We start from the raw sequence: 17,703 nt of genomic DNA, 5'->3' as shown, positions 1-17,703 counted from the left end.
TGTGTACAAGCTGGCGTTTTTTGTTCCTGACAGTCATGTCGAGGTGGTCAAGGGGGCTGTGTTCGCTGCCGGTGGTGGGCGGATCGGTGACTATGACCACTGTGCTTGGCAGGTGCTCGGTCTGGGCCAGTTTCGTCCGTTGGATGGCAGTCAGCCGTTTATTGGGCAAGCGGGGCAGGTTGAGCGGGTTGAGGAGTGGAAGGTTGAGCTTGTCGTTTGTGATGAGTTGATTCGTGATGTGGTGGCGGCTTTGAAGTTGAGCCACCCTTACGAGACGCCGGCTTATGAGGTGTGGCGGTTGGAAGATTTCTGATCTTTCTGCCGCTGGAACGAGAAACCCGCAGATGAGAGATTGTCTGCGGGTTTTTTGTTGCCTGCGATTTGCTTTTCTGTAGGAGTGAGCCTGCTCGCGATGGCGCCCTGACAGGCGACCACGTTCTGGCTGATTGAGTGAATATCCGTTTCTGCGGGTGCTGCGGCTGGCGGTTTCGCTCTTACAGCGAGTCACTTTTGACAAACGCCTCAAAAGTAACCAAAAACGCTTGCTCCTACGTTCGGCCCGCTCGCTGGGGCTCGGGGTCCCTTCGCTCCGGGATCGATCCGGGCGCAGCGTCTACGGTTTGCTTCGCTGCACCTCCTCTCGCTGTGTTTGGCTTCGCCAAACGGTCGCTGCGCTCCCACGCCCGGATCGATCCCTCCGCTCAGCCTGCCGACGTCGCCCGTGGATCAAGATCAAGAGCTGCAGCCGAGCTAACGCTCATCCTGTTGAGTGGTGAGGAGCAAGAGCGGTGCGCGTTCTGCTCCTGCTGTTGTGTGAGAGCCAGCTTGCTGGCGATGGCGGCCTGAAAGCCGATCTGTCTCTAACTGAATAAGCCCAATCCCCCTGTAGGAGCTGCCGAAGGCTGCGATCTTTTGATCTTGCCTTTGATTGTGGGAAGCCAAAGTCAAAAGATCGCAGCCTTCGGCAGCTCCTACAGGAGGATGTTTTGTGTTTAAGGGTGTGTGGAATTACCAGAACCTTCCCACAAGGTTTTCAGGTTGTCCGTCGGACGTCCGGTCTCTAGGCTTTGCTTGTCGCTGCCAATTCAGCGACCGGGAGGTGAGATGCCCGATTTGGATCCCCAGACAAGTGCCCCCATAATTGCGGCCAGCTTTCGCTGTCAGCAAGTCATTATGGCGGCTATGTACGGGCGGACTTCGGTCCGGCCGGATTTGGGGTCCTTACCGGTAATCTCACTCCGTACATGGCTGCCACCTCTTCTTCGAGTGAGATCGGGAACAAGTGGCTGCAACACTTAAAGGACTTGCTCGATGGACAAATTGATCCCCGATCCACCCCACGAACCCACCACCCCACTCGCCGAAGCCATCCGCGCCGAAGACCTCGCCAAAAACCGCGAAGCCATCAAACGCGCCCTCGATTTTTACCTGAGCCCACAACCGGCCCAGCCGCGCCAGCCGAGCACGATGTTCCTGGTCAACCCCGGCATCGACACCGAAACTCTGCTGGCCCACGCCTACGAATCGTTGGCCTGCGCCAGTGCCATGGCCAGCAACTTCGCCAACGAACTCAGCGGCCTGCAACGCAGCACCGCATTGGCGATCCAGCAAATCGTCATGCTCGCCGAACTGGCGGTAAACCGTGCACTGGATCGAGTGGATCCGCAGACCTGACAAAAAAAACCGGCAATAGCCTAATGCTGTTCACTTAAGAAATTTTGCGTTCAATTGAAACCCGTGGCGAGGGAGCTTGCTCCCGCTGGACTGCGTAGCAGTCCCTCTTTTGAGGCCGCTTCGCGACCCAGCGGGACGGTGCGGCGATCCGACAAGCTCCCTCGCCACAGTTGCAGTGTCGGGCTTAAGTGAGGAGCATTACGGCAATAGCCGGGTTTTTTACGTAGCGCAAAAGCTCATCGGGAGCTTATTGAGCAACCTCGCCGCCCATGTAGTCGGCGAGATATTCCTCCCATGTGATGACACCGTCACCATTGGCATCCAGTGATTTCAGCAGGCTGTCCATTTCCAGTTCGACAATCGCTCCGTGAACTTTTTGGTAGTTTTCCCGGAAGTCTTCCACCTTTACGCCGGCTTTCTCGGAGCCACCGTAAGACTTGAAACGTTCAAGTTCAGAGCGGCGCTCTTCATCAGATAGTGAGCTCATATTGATCTCCTCCATGTCAGATCGAATCGAACAAACATCACGGCGACGGCTACTGGATGTACTGCCTGATACAGCCAACGTAGGCTTGGCGTTTGAGAGGGTCAACTGTCAGGCCTGACAGTTGACAGGCCCCTACACAGACAGTGGTTCACGTCGATTGACCAAGGCCTCAATCGCCCCACTCAAACTCGCCGCTTTCTCGCCAATCAGCAAATGCCAGACGCCACCTTCCAACTGGCTGACGCCCTGACACCCCAACTCTTTCAATTGAGCCTCGGACAATGCTTTACCATCGGCCAGTTGCAGGCGAATGCGCGTCAGGGCGATGCAGTCCAGTTGCAGCACATTGTCGCTGCCGCCTAGTGCCGTCAGCCATTGTTGAGCTTCGGGGGCCGCGACCAGCACGGCTTTGGATTCCTCGACCACCGCAGCAGGCGCGGCCATCAGTGCGCGACCCAGTGCCGGCATCGCCAGGCGAATTTCATCGGCAATGCTGTCGGCCAGCGGCCCGACCACCACTTGCAAACTGCCACCCTTGCCCGGACGCACCACCGCCATCGCGCCCAGCGCTTTCAGATCAGCATCGGATGCCTTGTTGCGATCGACCATCTCCAGTCGCAGACGCGTGGTGCAGGCGCCGACCGTCAGCAGATTTTCTGCGCCACCCAATGCCTTGATGTAAGCACTGGCCCTTTCGTTTTCAGTGAGTACGGCTTTTTCACTAACAGCCACATCCTCACGTCCCGGCGTCTTCAGATTGAAACGGCGAATACAGAAATCAAACACCGCGTAATACACCACGGCATACGCCAGCCCGACCGGGATCACCAGCCAGCCATTGGTTGAGCGCCCCCAACCCAGCACCATGTCGATGAAGCCGCCGGAGAAGGTGAAGCCCAGGTGGATGTTCAGCGCATTGGTGATTGCCATCGACAGGCCGGTCAGCAGTGCATGCAGCAGATACAGCAGCGGCGCGAGGAACATGAAGGCGAATTCGATTGGCTCGGTCACCCCGGTCAAAAACGAGGTCAGGGCCATCGACAGGAAGATCCCGCCCATGACCTTACGGCGTTCCGGCAAGGCGTTGCGGTACATCGCCAGGCACGCCGCCGGCAGGCCGAAGATCATCATCGGGAACATGCCGGTCATGAACTGGCCGCCCTTCGGATCGCCGGCGAAGTAGCGCGACAGGTCGCCGGTGACCAGTGCGCCGGTAGTCGGGTCGGTAAAGTTGCCGAACACGAACCACGCCATGTTGTTGAGGATGTGGTGCAGGCCGGTGACGATCAGCAGGCGGTTGAACACGCCGAAGACGAAGGCGCCGAAGCTGCCGCTTTCCATCATCAGGGTGCCGAAGCTGTTGATGCCGTGCTGAATCGGCGGCCAGATATAGCCAAACACCACACCCAGTGCGACCGCCGCAAAACCCGTGACGATCGGCACGAAACGCCGGCCGCCGAAGAACGCCAGGTACTCCGGCAGTTTGATGTCCTTGAAGCGGTTGTATAGCGCGCCGGCCATCAGGCCGCTGACGATCCCGGCGAGCATGCCCATGTTGATGCTCGGGTCTAGCACCTTGAGGGTGGAGATCATCACCAGATAACCGATCACGCCGGCCAGACCCGCAGTGCCGTTGTTGTCCTTGGCGAACCCGACGGCGATGCCGATGGCGAAGATCATTGCCAGGTTGGCGAAGATCACTTGGCCGGCATCGTGAATGATCGCGATGTTCAGCAGGTCGGTGTCACCCAGACGCAGCAGCAGGCCGGCAATCGGCAGGATCGCGATCGGCAGCATCAGCGCACGGCCGAGGCGTTGCAGGCCTTCGATGAAAAGTTGGTACATGGTGGTTCTCCCTGCTCTTTATAGAGAGCTTGTTGTTAGTGCAGAGGCCAATGCTGGTGGCAGGCGTGACGTACCGCAGCGGCGCTGTTCAGTTTGAGCAGGTCGTGGCTGAGGCGTTGGCATTCGGCCTCGTGCAACTGGCGCACGCGGTCCTTGATTTCACCGATCTGCACCGGGCTGACCGACAGTTCCGTCACGCCCAGGCCGACCAGCACCGGCGTCGCCAGCGGATCGGAGGCGAGGGCGCCGCACACACCGACCCAACGCTTGTGCACCGCCGCGCCTGCGCAGGTCATGGCAATCAACCGTAGCAGCGCCGGATGCAAGGCATCGACCCGGGCGGCTAAACCTGCGTGGTCGCGGTCCATCGCCAGGGTGTATTGCGACAGGTCGTTGGTGCCGATCGAGAGGAAGTCGGCGTGTTCGGCCAGTTGTTCGGCTTGCAATGCCGCGGCGGGGACTTCGATCATCACGCCGATTTCCGGACGCTGGCTGATGCCCAGCTCCAGGCACAGCGCATCGACCCGTTGACGGATGTGCAGCAGTTCCTCGACTTCGGTGACCATCGGCAGCAGGATCCGGCAACGGCGCAGCGGGCTGACTTGCAGCAGCGCGCGCAGTTGCTGATCGAGGATTTCCGGGCGGGCCTGAGCCAGACGAATGCCGCGCAGGCCCAGTACCGGGTTGGCTTCGGCGGGCAGCGGCAGGTAGTCGAGTTGCTTGTCGCCGCCGACGTCAATGGTGCGGATGATCACCGAGTGCTCACCCATGGCATCGAGCACGGCTTGATAGGCGACGCGCTGTTCTTCGACGTCCGGCGCGGTTTGCCGGTCAACGAACAGAAACTCGGTGCGCAGCAGGCCGACGCCATCGGCGCCATTGGCGAACGCATCGGCTGCTTCATGGCTGGAGGCGACATTGGCGACCACTTCGATGGTCACGCCATTGCGCGTTTCCGCCGGCAGATGCGCTTTGGCTTGTTGGGCGTCGCGGCGTTGTTGGCGGTCGATTTGCGCTTGCTGGACGTCGGCCAGACGCTCAGTGTTCGGCGTCAATTCAAGGCGACCGCCGTCAGCATCCAGCACCACTGACTGCCCTTGCGGCTGATCGAGCAAAGCCGAGCCCAACGCCACCAGGCACGGCAGACCTTTGCCCCGCGCCAGAATCGCTACGTGCGACGTCGCGCCGCCTTCGGCCATGCACAACCCGACGACCCCTTGGGCGCTGAGTTGCAGCAGATCCGACGGGGTCAGTTCATGCGCGGCGACGATGGCGCCGGCCGGCACCTCGTAACGCCAGGCTTCGCCGAGCAGCGCGCGCAGCACCCGTTGCTTGAGGTCGCGCAGGTCGTTGGCGCGTTCGGCCAACAGCGCGCTGCCGGTGTGTTGCAGCACCTCGCACTGCACATCGATCGACTGGCTCCAGGCGTGAGTCGCCGCGGTGCCTTGATCGATGGCGTGCTGCGCGGCGTCGAGCAGGGCCGGGTCTTCGAGCAATGCCAGATGCGCGGCGAAGATCGCTTCTTCGTCGGTGTTCTTGTGCCTTTTCGCTTGAGCGAGCGTGGCGTGGATTTCGTCGCGTACCTGATTCAGCGCCGATTCCAGAACCTGCTGTTGCACCCGAGGATCATGCTTGCCCGCATCCGCCGGCAGGTTGATCGCGTTCAAGCGCAGCAGCGGCCCGCCGACCAGCCCCGGTGCGGCGCACACGCCCTGCAGCACACCCGCTTCGGCCGGGCGCTGGCGCGGTGCAATGCTGACCGGTGCGGCGGCGTGATGCTCTTCGGGCAGAGCGGTCGCCAACGCGTTGAGCAAGGCGTGCAGCGCGGCTTCGGCATCCGGCCCCTGACAGCTGACTTGCACGTCATCCTGCTCGCCGATGGCCAGTCCCATCAGACCGATCAGGCTGTTGCACGGCGCCGATTTGCCGGCGAAGTGCAGCTGCGACTGGCTCTTGAAACCTTGTGCGGTCTGACGAATCAGTGCAGCGGGACGCGCGTGCAAGCCGCCGCGATGAGCGACCAATACGTGCCCACGCACCTCAGGTCCGCCAATGTCTTCAACATCCGCCGTGGTGCCGTTGCGGGCAATGATGTGCAGCAAGGGGTCGCCGACCTTCACCGCTTTGAGCGTGATCGGTCGTACCTGAAAATCCTGGCTGTTGGTCAGGATCAACAGGCTGACCAGGCTTTTGCACTGCTGGCCGACCTTGTCCAGGTCGTAGCGCAACAACGGTTGGCCCTTGCTGACCCGCGTGCCTTCCTTGACCAGCATCGAGAAACCTTCGCCGTTCAGTTCAACGGTGTCGAGGCCCAGGTGCAGGAGGATTTCTGCGCCGTTGTCAGCGCGTACTGTCAGTGCATGGCCGGTGCGGGCGACATGGATGATCACCCCGGCGCAGGGCGAATACAGGGTGTCGTTCAGCGGATCGATGGCAATCCCGTCACCCATCGCGCCGCTGGCGAACACCGCGTCCGGGACTTTGGCGAGCGTGAGCACCGGGCCGCTGAGCGGGGCGCTGAGGGTCAGCTCTTTATTGTTGTTGTGCATGGCTCGGTCTCATCAGTAGTTCGGAATGTCGCGATTCCACGGTATTGCTGAATGCCTGCATCGCGATCTCACGGTTTCGCTGAGCCCTGTAGGAGCTGCCGAAGCCTGCGATCTGTTGATCTTGATCCATAAAAACCAGATCAAAAGATCGCAGCCTTGGGCAGCTCCTACGGGGGGATTCGTCGTCCGTCTTGGTTATCAGTGGGTACGGGTCACTTTGCTCAGGTGGCGCGGCTGATCCGGGTCCATGCCCCGGGCCACGGCCAGGCCTGCGGCCATCACGTAGAAACTCTGGATCGCCAGAATCGGGTCGAGGGCCGGGTGTTCGGCGCGGCTCAGGGTCAGGTCGCGTTCGAGAATGTCGTCCGGCGCGGCGAGCAACACGCGGGCGCCGCGTTGACGCATCTCCGCCGCCAGGCTGATCAGGCCCGCCTGCTCGGCACCGCGCGGGGCGAACACCAGCAGCGGGTAGTGCTCGTCGATCAGCGCCATCGGGCCATGGCGGACTTCGGCGCTGCTGAACGCTTCGGCCTGGATCGCCGAGGTTTCCTTGAACTTCAGCGCGGCTTCCTGCGCGATGGCGAAACCGGCACCACGGCCGATGACCATCAGGCGTTCACAATCGCGCAGCGCATCGATCGCTGCGCTCCAGTCCTGTTGCGCCGCTTCGCGCAGGCCTTCGGGCAGGGCGTTGTGCGCTTGCAGCAGTTCGCTGTCCTCTTTCCAGTGCGCGATCAGACGGGCGCTGGCGCTGAGGGTGGCGATGAAGCTCTTGGTCGCCGCGACACTGCTTTCGGTGCCGGCGAGCAACGGCAGGCTGAATTCACAGGCCGCTTCCAGTGGCGAATCGGCGGCGTTGACCATCGACACGCTGAGTGCGCCACGCTTGCGCAACAGGCGCAGGCTGTTGACCAGATCCGGGCTCTGACCCGACTGCGAAAAGGCGAACGCGACCTGACCGCTGACCTTCAACGGCGCCTGTTGCATGGTCACCACCGACATCGGCAACGACGCCACCGGCACGCCCAGCTGCTGCATGGTCAGGTAGGCGAAGTAGCTCGCCGCGTGGTCGGAGCTGCCGCGCGCGACGGTCATCGCCACTTGCGGCGGCTGACGGCGCAGGCGCCCGGCGATCTCGATCATCTGTGGATCGAGTTGCTCCAGTTGGGCTTGCACGGCCTCGAACGAGGACAGCGCCTCTTCAAGCATTTTTGAAGTCAATGTCTTCTCCTTCGACCATGACGGCGGTCAGTGTGAGTGAGCGATCCAGCCGCACGCAGTCGGCCCAGGCGCCTGGTTCAAGGCGCCCGCGTTCGGTGATGCCGAGGTAGTCGGCGGGGAATTGCGAAAGACGTTGCGAGGCCTCGCTGATCGGCAAACCGATCTTCACCAGATTGCGCAGGGCCTGATCCATGGTCAGGGTGCTGCCGGCCAGCGTGCCGTCGGGCAGGCGCACGCCGCCCAGGCATTTGGTCACGGTGTGGCTGCCGAGTTTGTACTCACCGTCGGGCATGCCGGCGGCGGCGGTCGAGTCGGTGACGCAATACAGGCACGGGATCGAACGCAGGGCCACGCGGATTGCACCGGGGTGCACGTGCAGCAGATCCGGGATCAGCTCGGCGAACTTGGCGTGAGCCAGCGCGGCGCCAACGATCCCCGGCTCGCGGTGATGCAGCGGGCTCATGGCGTTGTACAAATGGGTGAAGCTGGTGGCACCAGCCTCCAGGGCGGCGACGCCTTCCTCGTAGCTGCCGAGGGTGTGGCCGATCTGCATGCGGATGCCACGGCTGCTCAGCTCACGGATCAGACCGTCGTGGCCGGCGATTTCCGGGGCGATGGTGATCACGCGGATCGGCGCCAGCGCCAGGTATTCCTCGACTTCGGCCATCAACGCGGTGTGGGCGAAATTCGGTTGCGCGCCGAGTTTGCCGGGGTTGATGTACGGGCCTTCCAGGTGCACGCCGAGTACCCGCGCGGCGCCTTGCGGACGCTGTTCGCAGAATGCTCCGACCTCTTTGAGCACACTGGAGATCTCGGCGCTCGGCGCGGTCATGGTGGTGGCCAGCAGCGAGGTGGTGCCGAAGCGCACGTGGGTTTTGGTGATGGTTTCGAAGGCGCTGGCGCCTTCCATGATGTCTTTGCCGCCACCGCCGTGGACGTGCAGGTCGATGAAACCCGGCAGCAGATAGGGCAGGTCATTGTCGGCCGGATCGCACGGCACGCCTTCGATCGACACGACTTTGCCGTGTTCGTGGATCAGCCGGCCGCGAATCCAGCCGCTGGCGGTAAGGATGTTGTCTTCGGACATTTTGGTTCTCGCTTTTGGCCGCGCTTATCGACGCAGCTCTCTATCTACGAAGCTCTTTATCTACGAAGCTCTGCAACAAAGTCGTAGTAGTCGTTGCGGCAATAGGTGTCGGTGACTTCGATCGGTGTGTTGTCTTCGAGGTAGCCGACCCGGGTCATCAGCAGCATGGCGGTGCCGGGGGCGATGCCGACCAGTGCGGCGAACTCGTCCGAGGCGTTGATTGCCTGAATGTGCTGCAGGGCGCGGACGATCGGTTTGCCGATGCCGTCGAGGTATTCGTAGAGCGAATCGCCGACCTGTTGCGGCTTGGGCATGACCGAGGCGGGCAGGGTGCTCATCTCGATCGCCATCACCGTGTCGTCGGCCTTGCGCAGGCGTTTCATGCGCGCGACCTTGTCGTTCGGCGACAGGCTCAGGCGGATCAGTTCTTCGTGGGTCGGCAGGGTGACTTCGCGCTCCAGCCACTGCGAGCTGGGCACGAAACCCTTGAGGCGGAGCATTTCGCTGAATCCCGAGAGGCGCGACAGTGGTTGTTCCAGGCGGGGTGTGATGAAGGTGCCGGAACCTTGCAGGCGGCGGATCAGACCTTGATCGAGCAGGACTTCCAGCGCCTTGCGGGCGGTGACCCGGGAGATCCCCAGTTGCTCGCTGAGGTTGCGCTCGGACGGCATCGCCTGCTCGGCCTTCCACTGCCCGGCATGGATCGCCGATTCCAGATTGCGCGCCAGCTGCAAGTACAGCGGCGTCGGCTGGGAGTCATCTGGGCGTAGGGCCTGGAGGTCGTTCATGTAGGTCATTTCCGGCGCGAGTATAGGATTGTTGTGGCTCGCTTATGGGGCGGAAATTAATACCACTTGAATACCATGTCAACGCAGGGAATTGGCCTGCAGTCCAATGAAATGGCGGGTTAGGGGCGGGTTGTCTTGAAGTGGTATTAGAGGTGGCATGCAGAAAGCAAAAGATCGCAGCCTGCGGCAGCGCCTACAGTCGAGAGTGGTATCACCCCTGTAGGTGCTGCCGAAGGCTGCGATCTTTTGATTTATTTTTTAACGCCGACCGACGGTATCGGCTGAATGAGTACTTTGTGGCGAGGGAGCTTGCTCCCGCCTGGCTGCGTAGCCGTCGCAAAACCCAAGAGCGAGGGCTGCTTCGCAACCCAGCGGGAGCAAGCTCCCTCGCCACAGATTGTAGGTCCGTTTAAGGGCGGATTTCGATCATCGTGCCGTCCGGCACCAGGCCCCAGACCTCGCGCATGTCCATGTTACGCATGGCGATGCAGCCGTCGGTCCAGTCCAGCGTGTGGAACAGATCTTCGGGCGTGTCCTCGGTGTCGGGCGTGCCGTGGATCATGATCATCCCGCCAGGCTCGACGCCTTCACGCCGGGCGCGCGCCGAATCGCTGATGTTCGGGTAGGAGATGTGCATCGCCAGGTTGAATTTTTCGCTGACCTTGCGCCAGTCGATCCAATAGAAGCCTTCCGGGGTGCGTTTGTCGCCTTCAATCAGTTTCGGACCTTTTTTCGCGCCCTTGCCCAGGGAGATGCGATAGGTCTTGATCGGCTTTCCATCGGCAATCAACTGCAGTTGATGCGCCGATTTGAGCACGAGGATTTTTTCGATCATCGGGGTATTCGACGGCGTCACGGTGGTCACGAAGGACGCTTGGGAGACTGAGACGAACGACAGGCAAAACAGGGCAAGCAACCAGCGCATTGAAACGATTCCCCAGGAATGACGCAGTGTTAAGTGTAGGAGCTGCCGAAGGCTGTGATCTTTTGATCTTTGGATTTTTTGAGTCAGCCAATGGCAGGCTGAGCCAGCGGCGGTATCGACTCGGAGCGAACCGGGTAGGTTTCGGCGCGGCGGTCAGCAAAGAAGCATTCTAAGGTACGCCCCACCGTGCGGAAAGCCAGCTCGTCCCAGGGAATGTCGGCTTCGTCGAATAGTTGCACTTCGAGGCTCTCGGGGCCGGCGGCAAAGTCCAGATCGACCAGTTCGGCCCGAAAGAACACGTGCACCTGGCTGATGTGCGGCACGTCGATCAGGGTATAGATGCTCAGGTTGCGCACCCGGGCGCAGGCTTCCTCGGCGGTTTCGCGGACGGCGGCCTGCTCGATGGTCTCGCCGTTTTCCATGAACCCGGCGGGCAGCGTCCAGTAACCGAGGCGCGGTTCGATGGCGCGGCGGCAGAGCAACACCTGGCTGCCCCAGGTCGCGACACAACCGGCCACGATATTGGGGTTCTGATAGTGAATGGTCTGACAGCTATCACAGACAAATCGCAGCCGCGAGTCGCCTTCGGGAATACGCTGGGTCACCGGGTTGCCACACTGGCTGCAAAATTTCATGCTGGGGTTCCTGAATGCTGCGCCTATCTTGGCGTGCAGCGGTGCCGGTCGGCAAGTTGTCGTTTCGCGACATGGCCCGGCGAGGGGCTTGGGCGGCTGCCATGATTGGTGCATGATGCAGGGTAAGGCACAGATCGAGAACACTCATGCTGGACGAGCTACTGCATCGGGTAAGCAACCACACACCGCGCACGCTGGAGACCGATAAACGTTTCCCCGAGGCCGCTGTTCTGGTGCCGATCACCCGCAGTGACGAGCCCGAGCTGGTGCTGACCCTGCGCGCCAGCGGCCTCTCGACCCACGGCGGCGAGGTGGCTTTTCCCGGCGGACGCCGCGACCCGGAAGACCCTGACCTGATTTTCACCGCCCTGCGCGAGGCCGAGGAAGAAATCGGCCTGCCGCCGGGGCTGGTCGAGGTGATTGGCCCGCTCAGCCCGTTGATTTCGCTGCATGGGATCAAGGTCACGCCTTATGTCGGGGTGATCCCGGACTTTGTCGAATACCAGGCCAACGATGCCGAGATCGCTGCAGTCTTCAACGTGCCGCTGGAATTCTTCCGCAAAGACCCGCGTGAACACACGCACCGTATCGATTATCAGGGCCGTAGCTGGTATGTGCCGAGTTATCGTTACGGCGAATTCAAGATCTGGGGGCTGACGGCGATCATGATCGTCGAGTTGATCAATCTGCTCTATGACGAGCAGATCAGCCTGCACCATCCCCCCAAAAGCTATATCAATACCTGAAGCCATCGCTCGAATGGCCCGTCATCGTGAGCCCTGAGGAAAACAAGATGAAATACCGCCTGGGCGACGCCCGCGTCGACACCCACCCACAGAGCTGGGTCGCGCCCAATGCCGTGCTGGTGGGCAAGGTCAAACTGGAAGAGGGCGCCAACGTCTGGTTCAACGCCGTGCTGCGTGGCGACAACGAACTGATCCTGATCGGCAAGAACAGCAACGTCCAGGACGGCACGGTGATGCACACCGACATGGGCTATCCGCTGACCATCGGCACCGGCGTGACCATCGGTCATAACGCCATGCTGCATGGCTGCACCGTCGGCGATTACAGTCTGATCGGCATTAACGCGGTGATACTCAACGGCGCAAAGATCGGCAAGAACTGCATCATTGGCGCCAATTCGCTGATCGGCGAGGGCAAGGAAATTCCGGATGGTTCGCTGGTGATGGGCTCGCCGGGCAAGGTCGTGCGTGAGCTGACCGAGCCGCAGAAGAAGATGCTCGAAGCGAGCGCCGCGCACTATGTGCATAACTCGCAGCGCTACGCGCGTGATCTGGTAGAGCAAGAACAATGAGCACGCCTGAAAGACCTGTCGCCTCGCCATGCGTGAATATCTGCGCACTGGATGAGGATGACATTTGCACTGGCTGCCAGCGTACGGTCGCGGAGATCACCCGCTGGGGCCGCATGACCAATGACGAGCGCCGCGTGGTGCTGGGGTTGTGTCATGAGCGGGCGAAGGCGAGTGGATTGGTGTGGATGATCCCGGCCAAGCGCTGATGGCTCGGCTGGCGAGCGTCCGTGGCGAGGGAGCTTGCTCCCGCCGAGGCGCGAAGCGGCCCCTCTTTTGCTCTTGAAAGCAGGGACTGCTGCGCAGCCTGGCGGGAGCAAGCTCCCTCGCCACAGGTAAGCCTCAACCTTGTATACAAATCGTAAGCCGACTTGGCCGAAATCTCCTCCTCAAGTAACCTGTGCGCCAATTTCCCAGGTCGCCGCCATGATTTTTCTCATCGCCTACATCAGCAGCGTCGTGCTGATCAACTTCGCCTTTTCCACCGCCCCCCACCTGGACATCATCTGGTCGGCCTGGGGCGGGTTGGTGTTTGTGTTGCGCGACATGGTGCAGACCCGTTTCGGCCACGGCGCCATCGTGGCGATGCTGGCGGCGCTGGTGCTGTCCTACGTCACCTCCGATCCGTCCATCGCCCTGGCCAGCGCCACGGCGTTCGCGATCTCCGAATGCATCGACTGGCTGGTGTTCAGCGTCACCAAACGCCCGTTGCGTGACCGCTTGTGGATCAGCTCGGCGCTGAGCATCCCCCTCGACACCTTCATCTTCTTCGGCATGATCGACCTGATGACGCCGCCGGTGATCATTACCGCACTGGCCTCGAAGTTCGCCGGCGTGACTGCGGTTTGGCTGATCATGGCCTGGCGCGAGCGCAAACAGGCTGTCGCCAGCTGAAGCCAAACCCTCGGGTTCATGTAAAATGCCGCGCTTTCTCCCCATGGAAAGCGCGTCTGGCGTTGCTTTCCTCGATGATCCGCTTCTTTGAGGACCTGAGATGACCCGTATCGGAACTCCATTGTCGCCGACCGCGACCCGCGTATTGCTGTGTGGCTGTGGTGAGTTGGGCAAGGAAGTGGTGATCGAGCTGCAACGCCTGGGCGTTGAAGTGATTGCCGTCGACCGTTACGCCAACGCGCCGGCCATGCAGGTTGCACACCGCAGCCACGTGATCAACATGCTCGATGGCGCCGCCCTGCGTGCGGTGATCGAAGCCGAGAAGCCGCACTTCATCGTGCCGGAAATCGAAGCGATCGCCACCGCCACTCTGGTCGAACTCGAAGCCGAAGGCTTCACCGTGATTCCGACCGCGCGCGCCGCACAACTGACCATGAACCGCGAAGGCATCCGTCGTCTGGCGGCTGAAGAGCTGGACCTGCCAACGTCGCCGTACCACTTTGCCGACACCTTCGAGGACTACAGCAAAGCCGTCCAGGACCTGGGCTTCCCGTGCGTGGTCAAGCCGGTCATGAGCTCCTCGGGCAAAGGCCAGAGCCTACTGCGCAGCGCCGATGACGTGCAGAAAGCCTGGGATTACGCGCAAGAAGGCGGCCGCGCCGGCAAAGGCCGGGTGATCATCGAAGGCTTCATCGATTTCGATTACGAAATCACGCTGCTGACCGTGCGTCACATCGGTGGCACCACGTTCTGCGCACCGGTCGGTCACCGTCAGGAGAAGGGTGACTATCAAGAATCCTGGCAGCCACAGGCCATGAGCCCGATTGCCCTGGCCGAATCCGAGCGCGTGGCCAAAGCCGTGACCGAAGCACTGGGTGGTCGCGGCCTGTTCGGCGTCGAGTTGTTCATCAAGGGTGATCAGGTGTGGTTCAGCGAAGTTTCGCCGCGCCCGCACGACACCGGTCTGGTGACCCTGATTTCCCAGGACCTGTCGCAGTTCGCGCTGCATGCCCGCGCCATTCTTGGCCTGCCGGTGCCGCTGATCCGTCAGTTCGGCCCTTCGGCTTCGGCGGTGATTCTGGTGGAAGGGCAGTCGACCCAGACCGCCTTCGCCAACCTCGGCGCCGCGCTGAGTGAGCCGGATACGGCGTTGCGTCTGTTCGGCAAGCCGGAAGTCAACGGTCAGCGCCGCATGGGCGTGGCGTTGGCGCGGGATGAGTCGATTGAGGCTGCTCGTGCGAAAGCGACCCGGGCGGCTCAGGCTGTTGTTGTAGAGCTGTAAACCGAGTCGCGTCCATCGCGGGCAGGCTCACTCCTACAATTGGAATGCGTTTCCCTGTAGGAGTGAGCCTGCTCGCGATAGCGATCTATCAGGCAACCTGATTCAGATCGTTGCCACGCGTTTCCTTCAGGCACAGCACCGCAATCAAACTCAGCACCGCTGCCGCCGACACATACCCGCCGACATAACTCAAACCTCCCATCGCCACCAGTTTCTGTGCGAAGAACGGTGCCGCCGAGGCGCCGACGATGCCGCCGAGGTTGTACGCGGCCGATGCGCCGGTATAACGCACGTGCGTCGGGAACAGCTCCGGCAGCAGTGCACCCATGGGCGCAAACGTCACGCCCATCAAGAACAGCTCGATGCACAGGAACAGCGCCACGCCCCAGGTCGAGCCCTGTGTCAGCAATGGTTCCATCAGGAATCCGGACAGAATCGCCAGCACGCCACCGATGATCAGCACCGGTTTACGCCCGTAACGGTCGCTGGCCCAGGCGGACAGCGGCGTTGCGGCGGCCATGAACAGTACGGCAAAACAAAGCAATCCAAGGAACGTTTCCCGGCTGTAGCCGAGGGTGGACACGCCGTAGCTCAGGGAAAATACCGTCGAGATGTAAAACAGCGCGTAGCACACCACCATCGCCGCCGCGCCGAGCAGGGTTGGCGCCCAGTACTGGCTGAACAGCTCGACCAGCGGCACCTTGACCCGTTCCTGACGAGCGATGGCATTGGCGAATACCGGGGTTTCGTGGAGCTTGAGGCGCACGTACAGACCGACCATCACCAGCACCGCGCTGAGCAGGAACGGAATCCGCCAGCCCCAGCTGCGGAATTGTTCGTCGTTGAGGGTCATGGCCAAGGTCAGGAACAGGCCGTTGGCCGCGAGAAAACCGATCGACGGGCCTAGCTGCGGGAACATGCCGAACCACGCCCGTTTACCCTTGGGCGCGTTTTCCGTCGCCAATAGCGCCGCGCCACCCCATTCGCCGCCCAGCCCCAAACCCTGACCGAACCGCAGCACACACAGCAGGATCGGTGCCCAAGCGCCAATGCTGTCGTAACCCGGCAGTACGCCAATCAGCGTGGTGCACACGCCCATCAGCAACAGCGAGGCGACCAGGGTCGATTTGCGCCCGATGCGGTCACCGAAATGGCCGAATAGCGCCGAACCCAACGGTCGGGCGAGGAAAGCGATGCCGAAGGTGAGAAACGCCGAGAGCATCTGCGCAGTGCCGGAGGTCTGCGGAAAGAACACCGGCCCGATTACCAGTGCGGCGGCGGTGGCATAGACGTAGAAGTCGTAGAACTCGATGGCGGTGCCGATGAAACTCGCCGTCGCCACGCGGGTGGCGGAGTTGGTCGGCTGGGCAGGCGCGGTGGCGCTGTAAGCGGTACTGGTCGTCATGCGGTGATCCCTGACAGTCATGAGCTCCGTTGGAGCGAATTATTATGGTCGAGCACCCAGGGATGTGGGATGAGGCGCGGTCGCTGTTTCGAGTAGGAACAGTCGCCGGGGTGATGCGGAAATAGCCGAAACCTGTCTTGTGCGGGGTAAGCACGAGGTTCGGCGGCGCTTGGGTAAGCACCTCGATTATAGGAAGGGGGCTAACGATCAAACAAGAGCAAAAGAACGCAGCGGATTGACGTCGATTGATCTTCCTGTGGCGAGGGAGCTTGCTCCCGCTGGGTTGCGAAGCGACCCCAACACATTTACGGCCGCTGCGCGCCCGAGCGGGAGCAAGCTCCCTAGCCACAAAAGCGCTTAAACCTTGGCGGGCACCGAGCTCGTATGCCAGATCAACACCTTGCTCACCCGGTTCTCCTCGGTCTCGAGAATTTCCAGGCGGTAACGTCCGATTTTCAGGCACACCGCGCTTTCAGGAATGGTCTCCAGCGCCTCGGTCACCAGGCCGTTGAGGGTTTTCGGCCCGTCGCTGGGCAGGTGCCAGCCCAGGCATTTGTTCAGTTCGCGGATCGACGCGGTGCCGTCGATCACCATGCGCCCGTCGCCCTGGGGATGAATGTGCGGATTGTCGAGGCTGTGTTCGCTTTCGAATTCGCCGACGATCTCTTCGAGAATGTCTTCCAGGGTGACGATGCCCAGCACTTCGCCGTACTCGTCCACCACCATGCCCAGGCGACGCTGCTGTTTGTGGAAGTTCAGCAGTTGCAGCTGCAGCGGCGTGCTTTCCGGGACGAAGTACGGTTCGTAGCTGGCGGCCAGCAACGCTTCGCGGGTCAGCGTGCCATCGTTGAGCAGGTGGCGGATCTGCCGGGTGTTGAGCACCGCTTCGACCTGGTTGATGTCGCTGTGGAACACCGGCAGGCGCGTGCGCTTGTTGTGGCGCAGTTGCTCGATGATCTCTTCGATCGAGTCGTCGAGGTTGATCCCGTCGACATCGCTGCGCGGCACCAGAATGTCGTTGACCGTGATGTTGTCCAGCGCGTGGATGCCCGAAACCGGATGGCTGCGCGACGGATGTTCCGGGTCTTCGTGGTGATCAGAGGGCTCTTCGTCGTCGCTCTGTTGCACCACTTGTGGCTTGCGGGCGAAAGGCCGCAGCAGCAAGCCGCTGATGCTGCTCAGTAGCCAGGCCAGCGGGTAAAGGATTTTCAGCGGTACGGCCAGCAGGGTATTGCCGAAGGACAACACGGCCTCCGGATAGCGCTGGGCCACGGTGCGCGGGAAGTAATCGGCAAACACCAGCAACACGGCAGCGGCGCCGAGGCAGGCTGCCCACGGGCCGTTCTCTTCGCACAGGAAGATCGCCAGCAGCGTGGCGATGACCACCGCGAGGGCGCGGCACAGGGTGTTGCAGAGGATCAGGCTGTCGAGCGGGAAGCTCAGCTTCGCCAGCGGTTTATCGCTGGCGCGTGAGGCGGTGCGTTGGGCGAGCAGGTGCTGCTGCGCGATTTCGACGGCGGTAAACAGCCCCGACCATAAAATCAGCAGGACAAATACCGCGAGCATCGGCCCTATGGGCAAACCGTCCATTTATGC

At 61.6% G+C, this 17,703-nt stretch carries 17 protein-coding genes; 7 read left to right on the top strand and 10 right to left on the bottom strand.

The window, feature by feature from the left end; translation table 11 throughout:
• Nucleotide 1: 1 nt before the first annotated feature.
• Together J5M57_RS03615 and J5M57_RS03610 are read left to right on the top strand one after the other, a co-directional pair.
• Nucleotides 2-313: a YqfO family protein gene (locus tag J5M57_RS03615; RefSeq protein ID WP_169843178.1), complete on the top strand. Its 312-nt coding sequence runs from the start codon at nt 2-4 to the stop codon at nt 311-313.
• 998 nt (nt 314-1,311) lie between these two features.
• Nucleotides 1,312-1,674: a DUF6124 family protein gene (locus J5M57_RS03610; protein WP_064586103.1), complete on the top strand. Its 363-nt coding sequence runs from the start codon at nt 1,312-1,314 to the stop codon at nt 1,672-1,674.
• Between the two features lie 247 nt (nt 1,675-1,921).
• Here J5M57_RS03610 and J5M57_RS03605 read toward each other — a convergent pair whose 3' ends face one another.
• From J5M57_RS03605 to J5M57_RS03570, 8 genes are all read right to left on the bottom strand, one after another.
• The gene (locus tag J5M57_RS03605; protein WP_169843179.1) at nt 1,922-2,161 is read right to left on the bottom strand and encodes an EF-hand domain-containing protein; all 240 of its coding nucleotides are present in this window, start codon (nt 2,159-2,161) and stop codon (nt 1,922-1,924) included.
• Between the two features lie 132 nt (nt 2,162-2,293).
• On the bottom strand, nt 2,294-4,006 hold the full coding sequence (gene nagE, locus J5M57_RS03600; RefSeq protein WP_169843180.1) for an N-acetylglucosamine-specific PTS transporter subunit IIBC: 1,713 nt from the start codon (nt 4,004-4,006) through the stop codon (nt 2,294-2,296).
• Nucleotides 4,007-4,041: 35 nt separating this feature from the next.
• A complete protein-coding gene (gene ptsP / locus J5M57_RS03595; RefSeq protein WP_207847401.1) occupies nt 4,042-6,555 on the bottom strand; it encodes a phosphoenolpyruvate--protein phosphotransferase in 2,514 nt (837 codons plus the stop codon).
• 198 nt (nt 6,556-6,753) lie between these two features.
• Nucleotides 6,754-7,776 carry an SIS domain-containing protein gene (locus J5M57_RS03590; RefSeq protein WP_207847399.1) on the bottom strand — a complete coding sequence of 341 codons (1,023 nt, stop codon included), beginning with the start codon at nt 7,774-7,776 and terminating at the stop codon, nt 6,754-6,756.
• Nucleotides 7,757-8,863 (bottom strand): N-acetylglucosamine-6-phosphate deacetylase, encoded by a 1,107-nt coding sequence (gene nagA, locus J5M57_RS03585; protein ID WP_064586107.1) that lies wholly within the window; start codon nt 8,861-8,863, stop codon nt 7,757-7,759. Before nagA ends, J5M57_RS03590 begins: the two co-directional genes overlap by 20 nt.
• Before the next feature lie 56 nt (nt 8,864-8,919).
• The gene (locus J5M57_RS03580; RefSeq protein ID WP_207847397.1) at nt 8,920-9,660 is read right to left on the bottom strand and encodes a GntR family transcriptional regulator; all 741 of its coding nucleotides are present in this window, start codon (nt 9,658-9,660) and stop codon (nt 8,920-8,922) included.
• A 400-nt stretch (nt 9,661-10,060) separates the two neighbouring features.
• Nucleotides 10,061-10,576 (bottom strand): L,D-transpeptidase family protein, encoded by a 516-nt coding sequence (locus tag J5M57_RS03575; protein ID WP_064586109.1) that lies wholly within the window; start codon nt 10,574-10,576, stop codon nt 10,061-10,063.
• 83 nt (nt 10,577-10,659) lie between these two features.
• Nucleotides 10,660-11,211 carry an NUDIX hydrolase gene (locus J5M57_RS03570; RefSeq protein ID WP_207847389.1) on the bottom strand — a complete coding sequence of 184 codons (552 nt, stop codon included), beginning with the start codon at nt 11,209-11,211 and terminating at the stop codon, nt 10,660-10,662.
• Between the two features lie 146 nt (nt 11,212-11,357).
• Here J5M57_RS03570 and J5M57_RS03565 point away from each other — a divergent pair, with 146 nt between their 5' ends.
• From J5M57_RS03565 to purT, 5 genes are all read left to right on the top strand, one after another.
• Complete coding sequence (locus J5M57_RS03565; protein WP_007967803.1) at nt 11,358-11,957, top strand: CoA pyrophosphatase; 600 nt, start codon at nt 11,358-11,360, stop codon at nt 11,955-11,957.
• A gap of 47 nt (nt 11,958-12,004) precedes the next feature.
• Nucleotides 12,005-12,529: a gamma carbonic anhydrase family protein gene (locus J5M57_RS03560; protein WP_047601386.1), complete on the top strand. Its 525-nt coding sequence runs from the start codon at nt 12,005-12,007 to the stop codon at nt 12,527-12,529.
• A complete protein-coding gene (locus tag J5M57_RS03555; RefSeq protein ID WP_064586112.1) occupies nt 12,526-12,735 on the top strand; it encodes a DUF1289 domain-containing protein in 210 nt (69 codons plus the stop codon). The genes J5M57_RS03560 and J5M57_RS03555 overlap by 4 nt, the downstream gene beginning before the upstream one ends.
• Nucleotides 12,736-12,952: 217 nt before the next feature.
• Nucleotides 12,953-13,420, top strand: a complete 468-nt coding sequence (locus J5M57_RS03550; protein ID WP_064586113.1) for a hypothetical protein — start codon at nt 12,953-12,955, stop codon at nt 13,418-13,420.
• 100 nt (nt 13,421-13,520) lie between these two features.
• On the top strand, nt 13,521-14,702 hold the full coding sequence (gene purT / locus J5M57_RS03545; RefSeq protein WP_003221968.1) for a formate-dependent phosphoribosylglycinamide formyltransferase: 1,182 nt from the start codon (nt 13,521-13,523) through the stop codon (nt 14,700-14,702).
• Between the two features lie 88 nt (nt 14,703-14,790).
• On the opposite strand, the gene J5M57_RS03540 is transcribed toward purT, so the two are convergent.
• Complete coding sequence (locus tag J5M57_RS03540) at nt 14,791-16,107, bottom strand: MFS transporter (RefSeq protein ID WP_083366921.1); 1,317 nt, start codon at nt 16,105-16,107, stop codon at nt 14,791-14,793.
• Between the two features lie 357 nt (nt 16,108-16,464).
• The gene (locus tag J5M57_RS03535) at nt 16,465-17,697 is read right to left on the bottom strand and encodes a transporter associated domain-containing protein (protein ID WP_169843186.1); all 1,233 of its coding nucleotides are present in this window, start codon (nt 17,695-17,697) and stop codon (nt 16,465-16,467) included.
• Nucleotides 17,698-17,703: the final 6 nt, after the last annotated feature.

Origin of the sequence: Pseudomonas sp. 86_A, assembly GCF_017491705.1 — a bacterium.
In the GTDB taxonomy this organism is placed as follows: Bacteria; Pseudomonadota; Gammaproteobacteria; order Pseudomonadales; family Pseudomonadaceae; genus Aquipseudomonas; species Aquipseudomonas koreensis.
The sequence above is the reverse complement of the archived record's forward strand: the minus strand, read 5'-3'. Positions and strand labels throughout refer to the sequence as shown.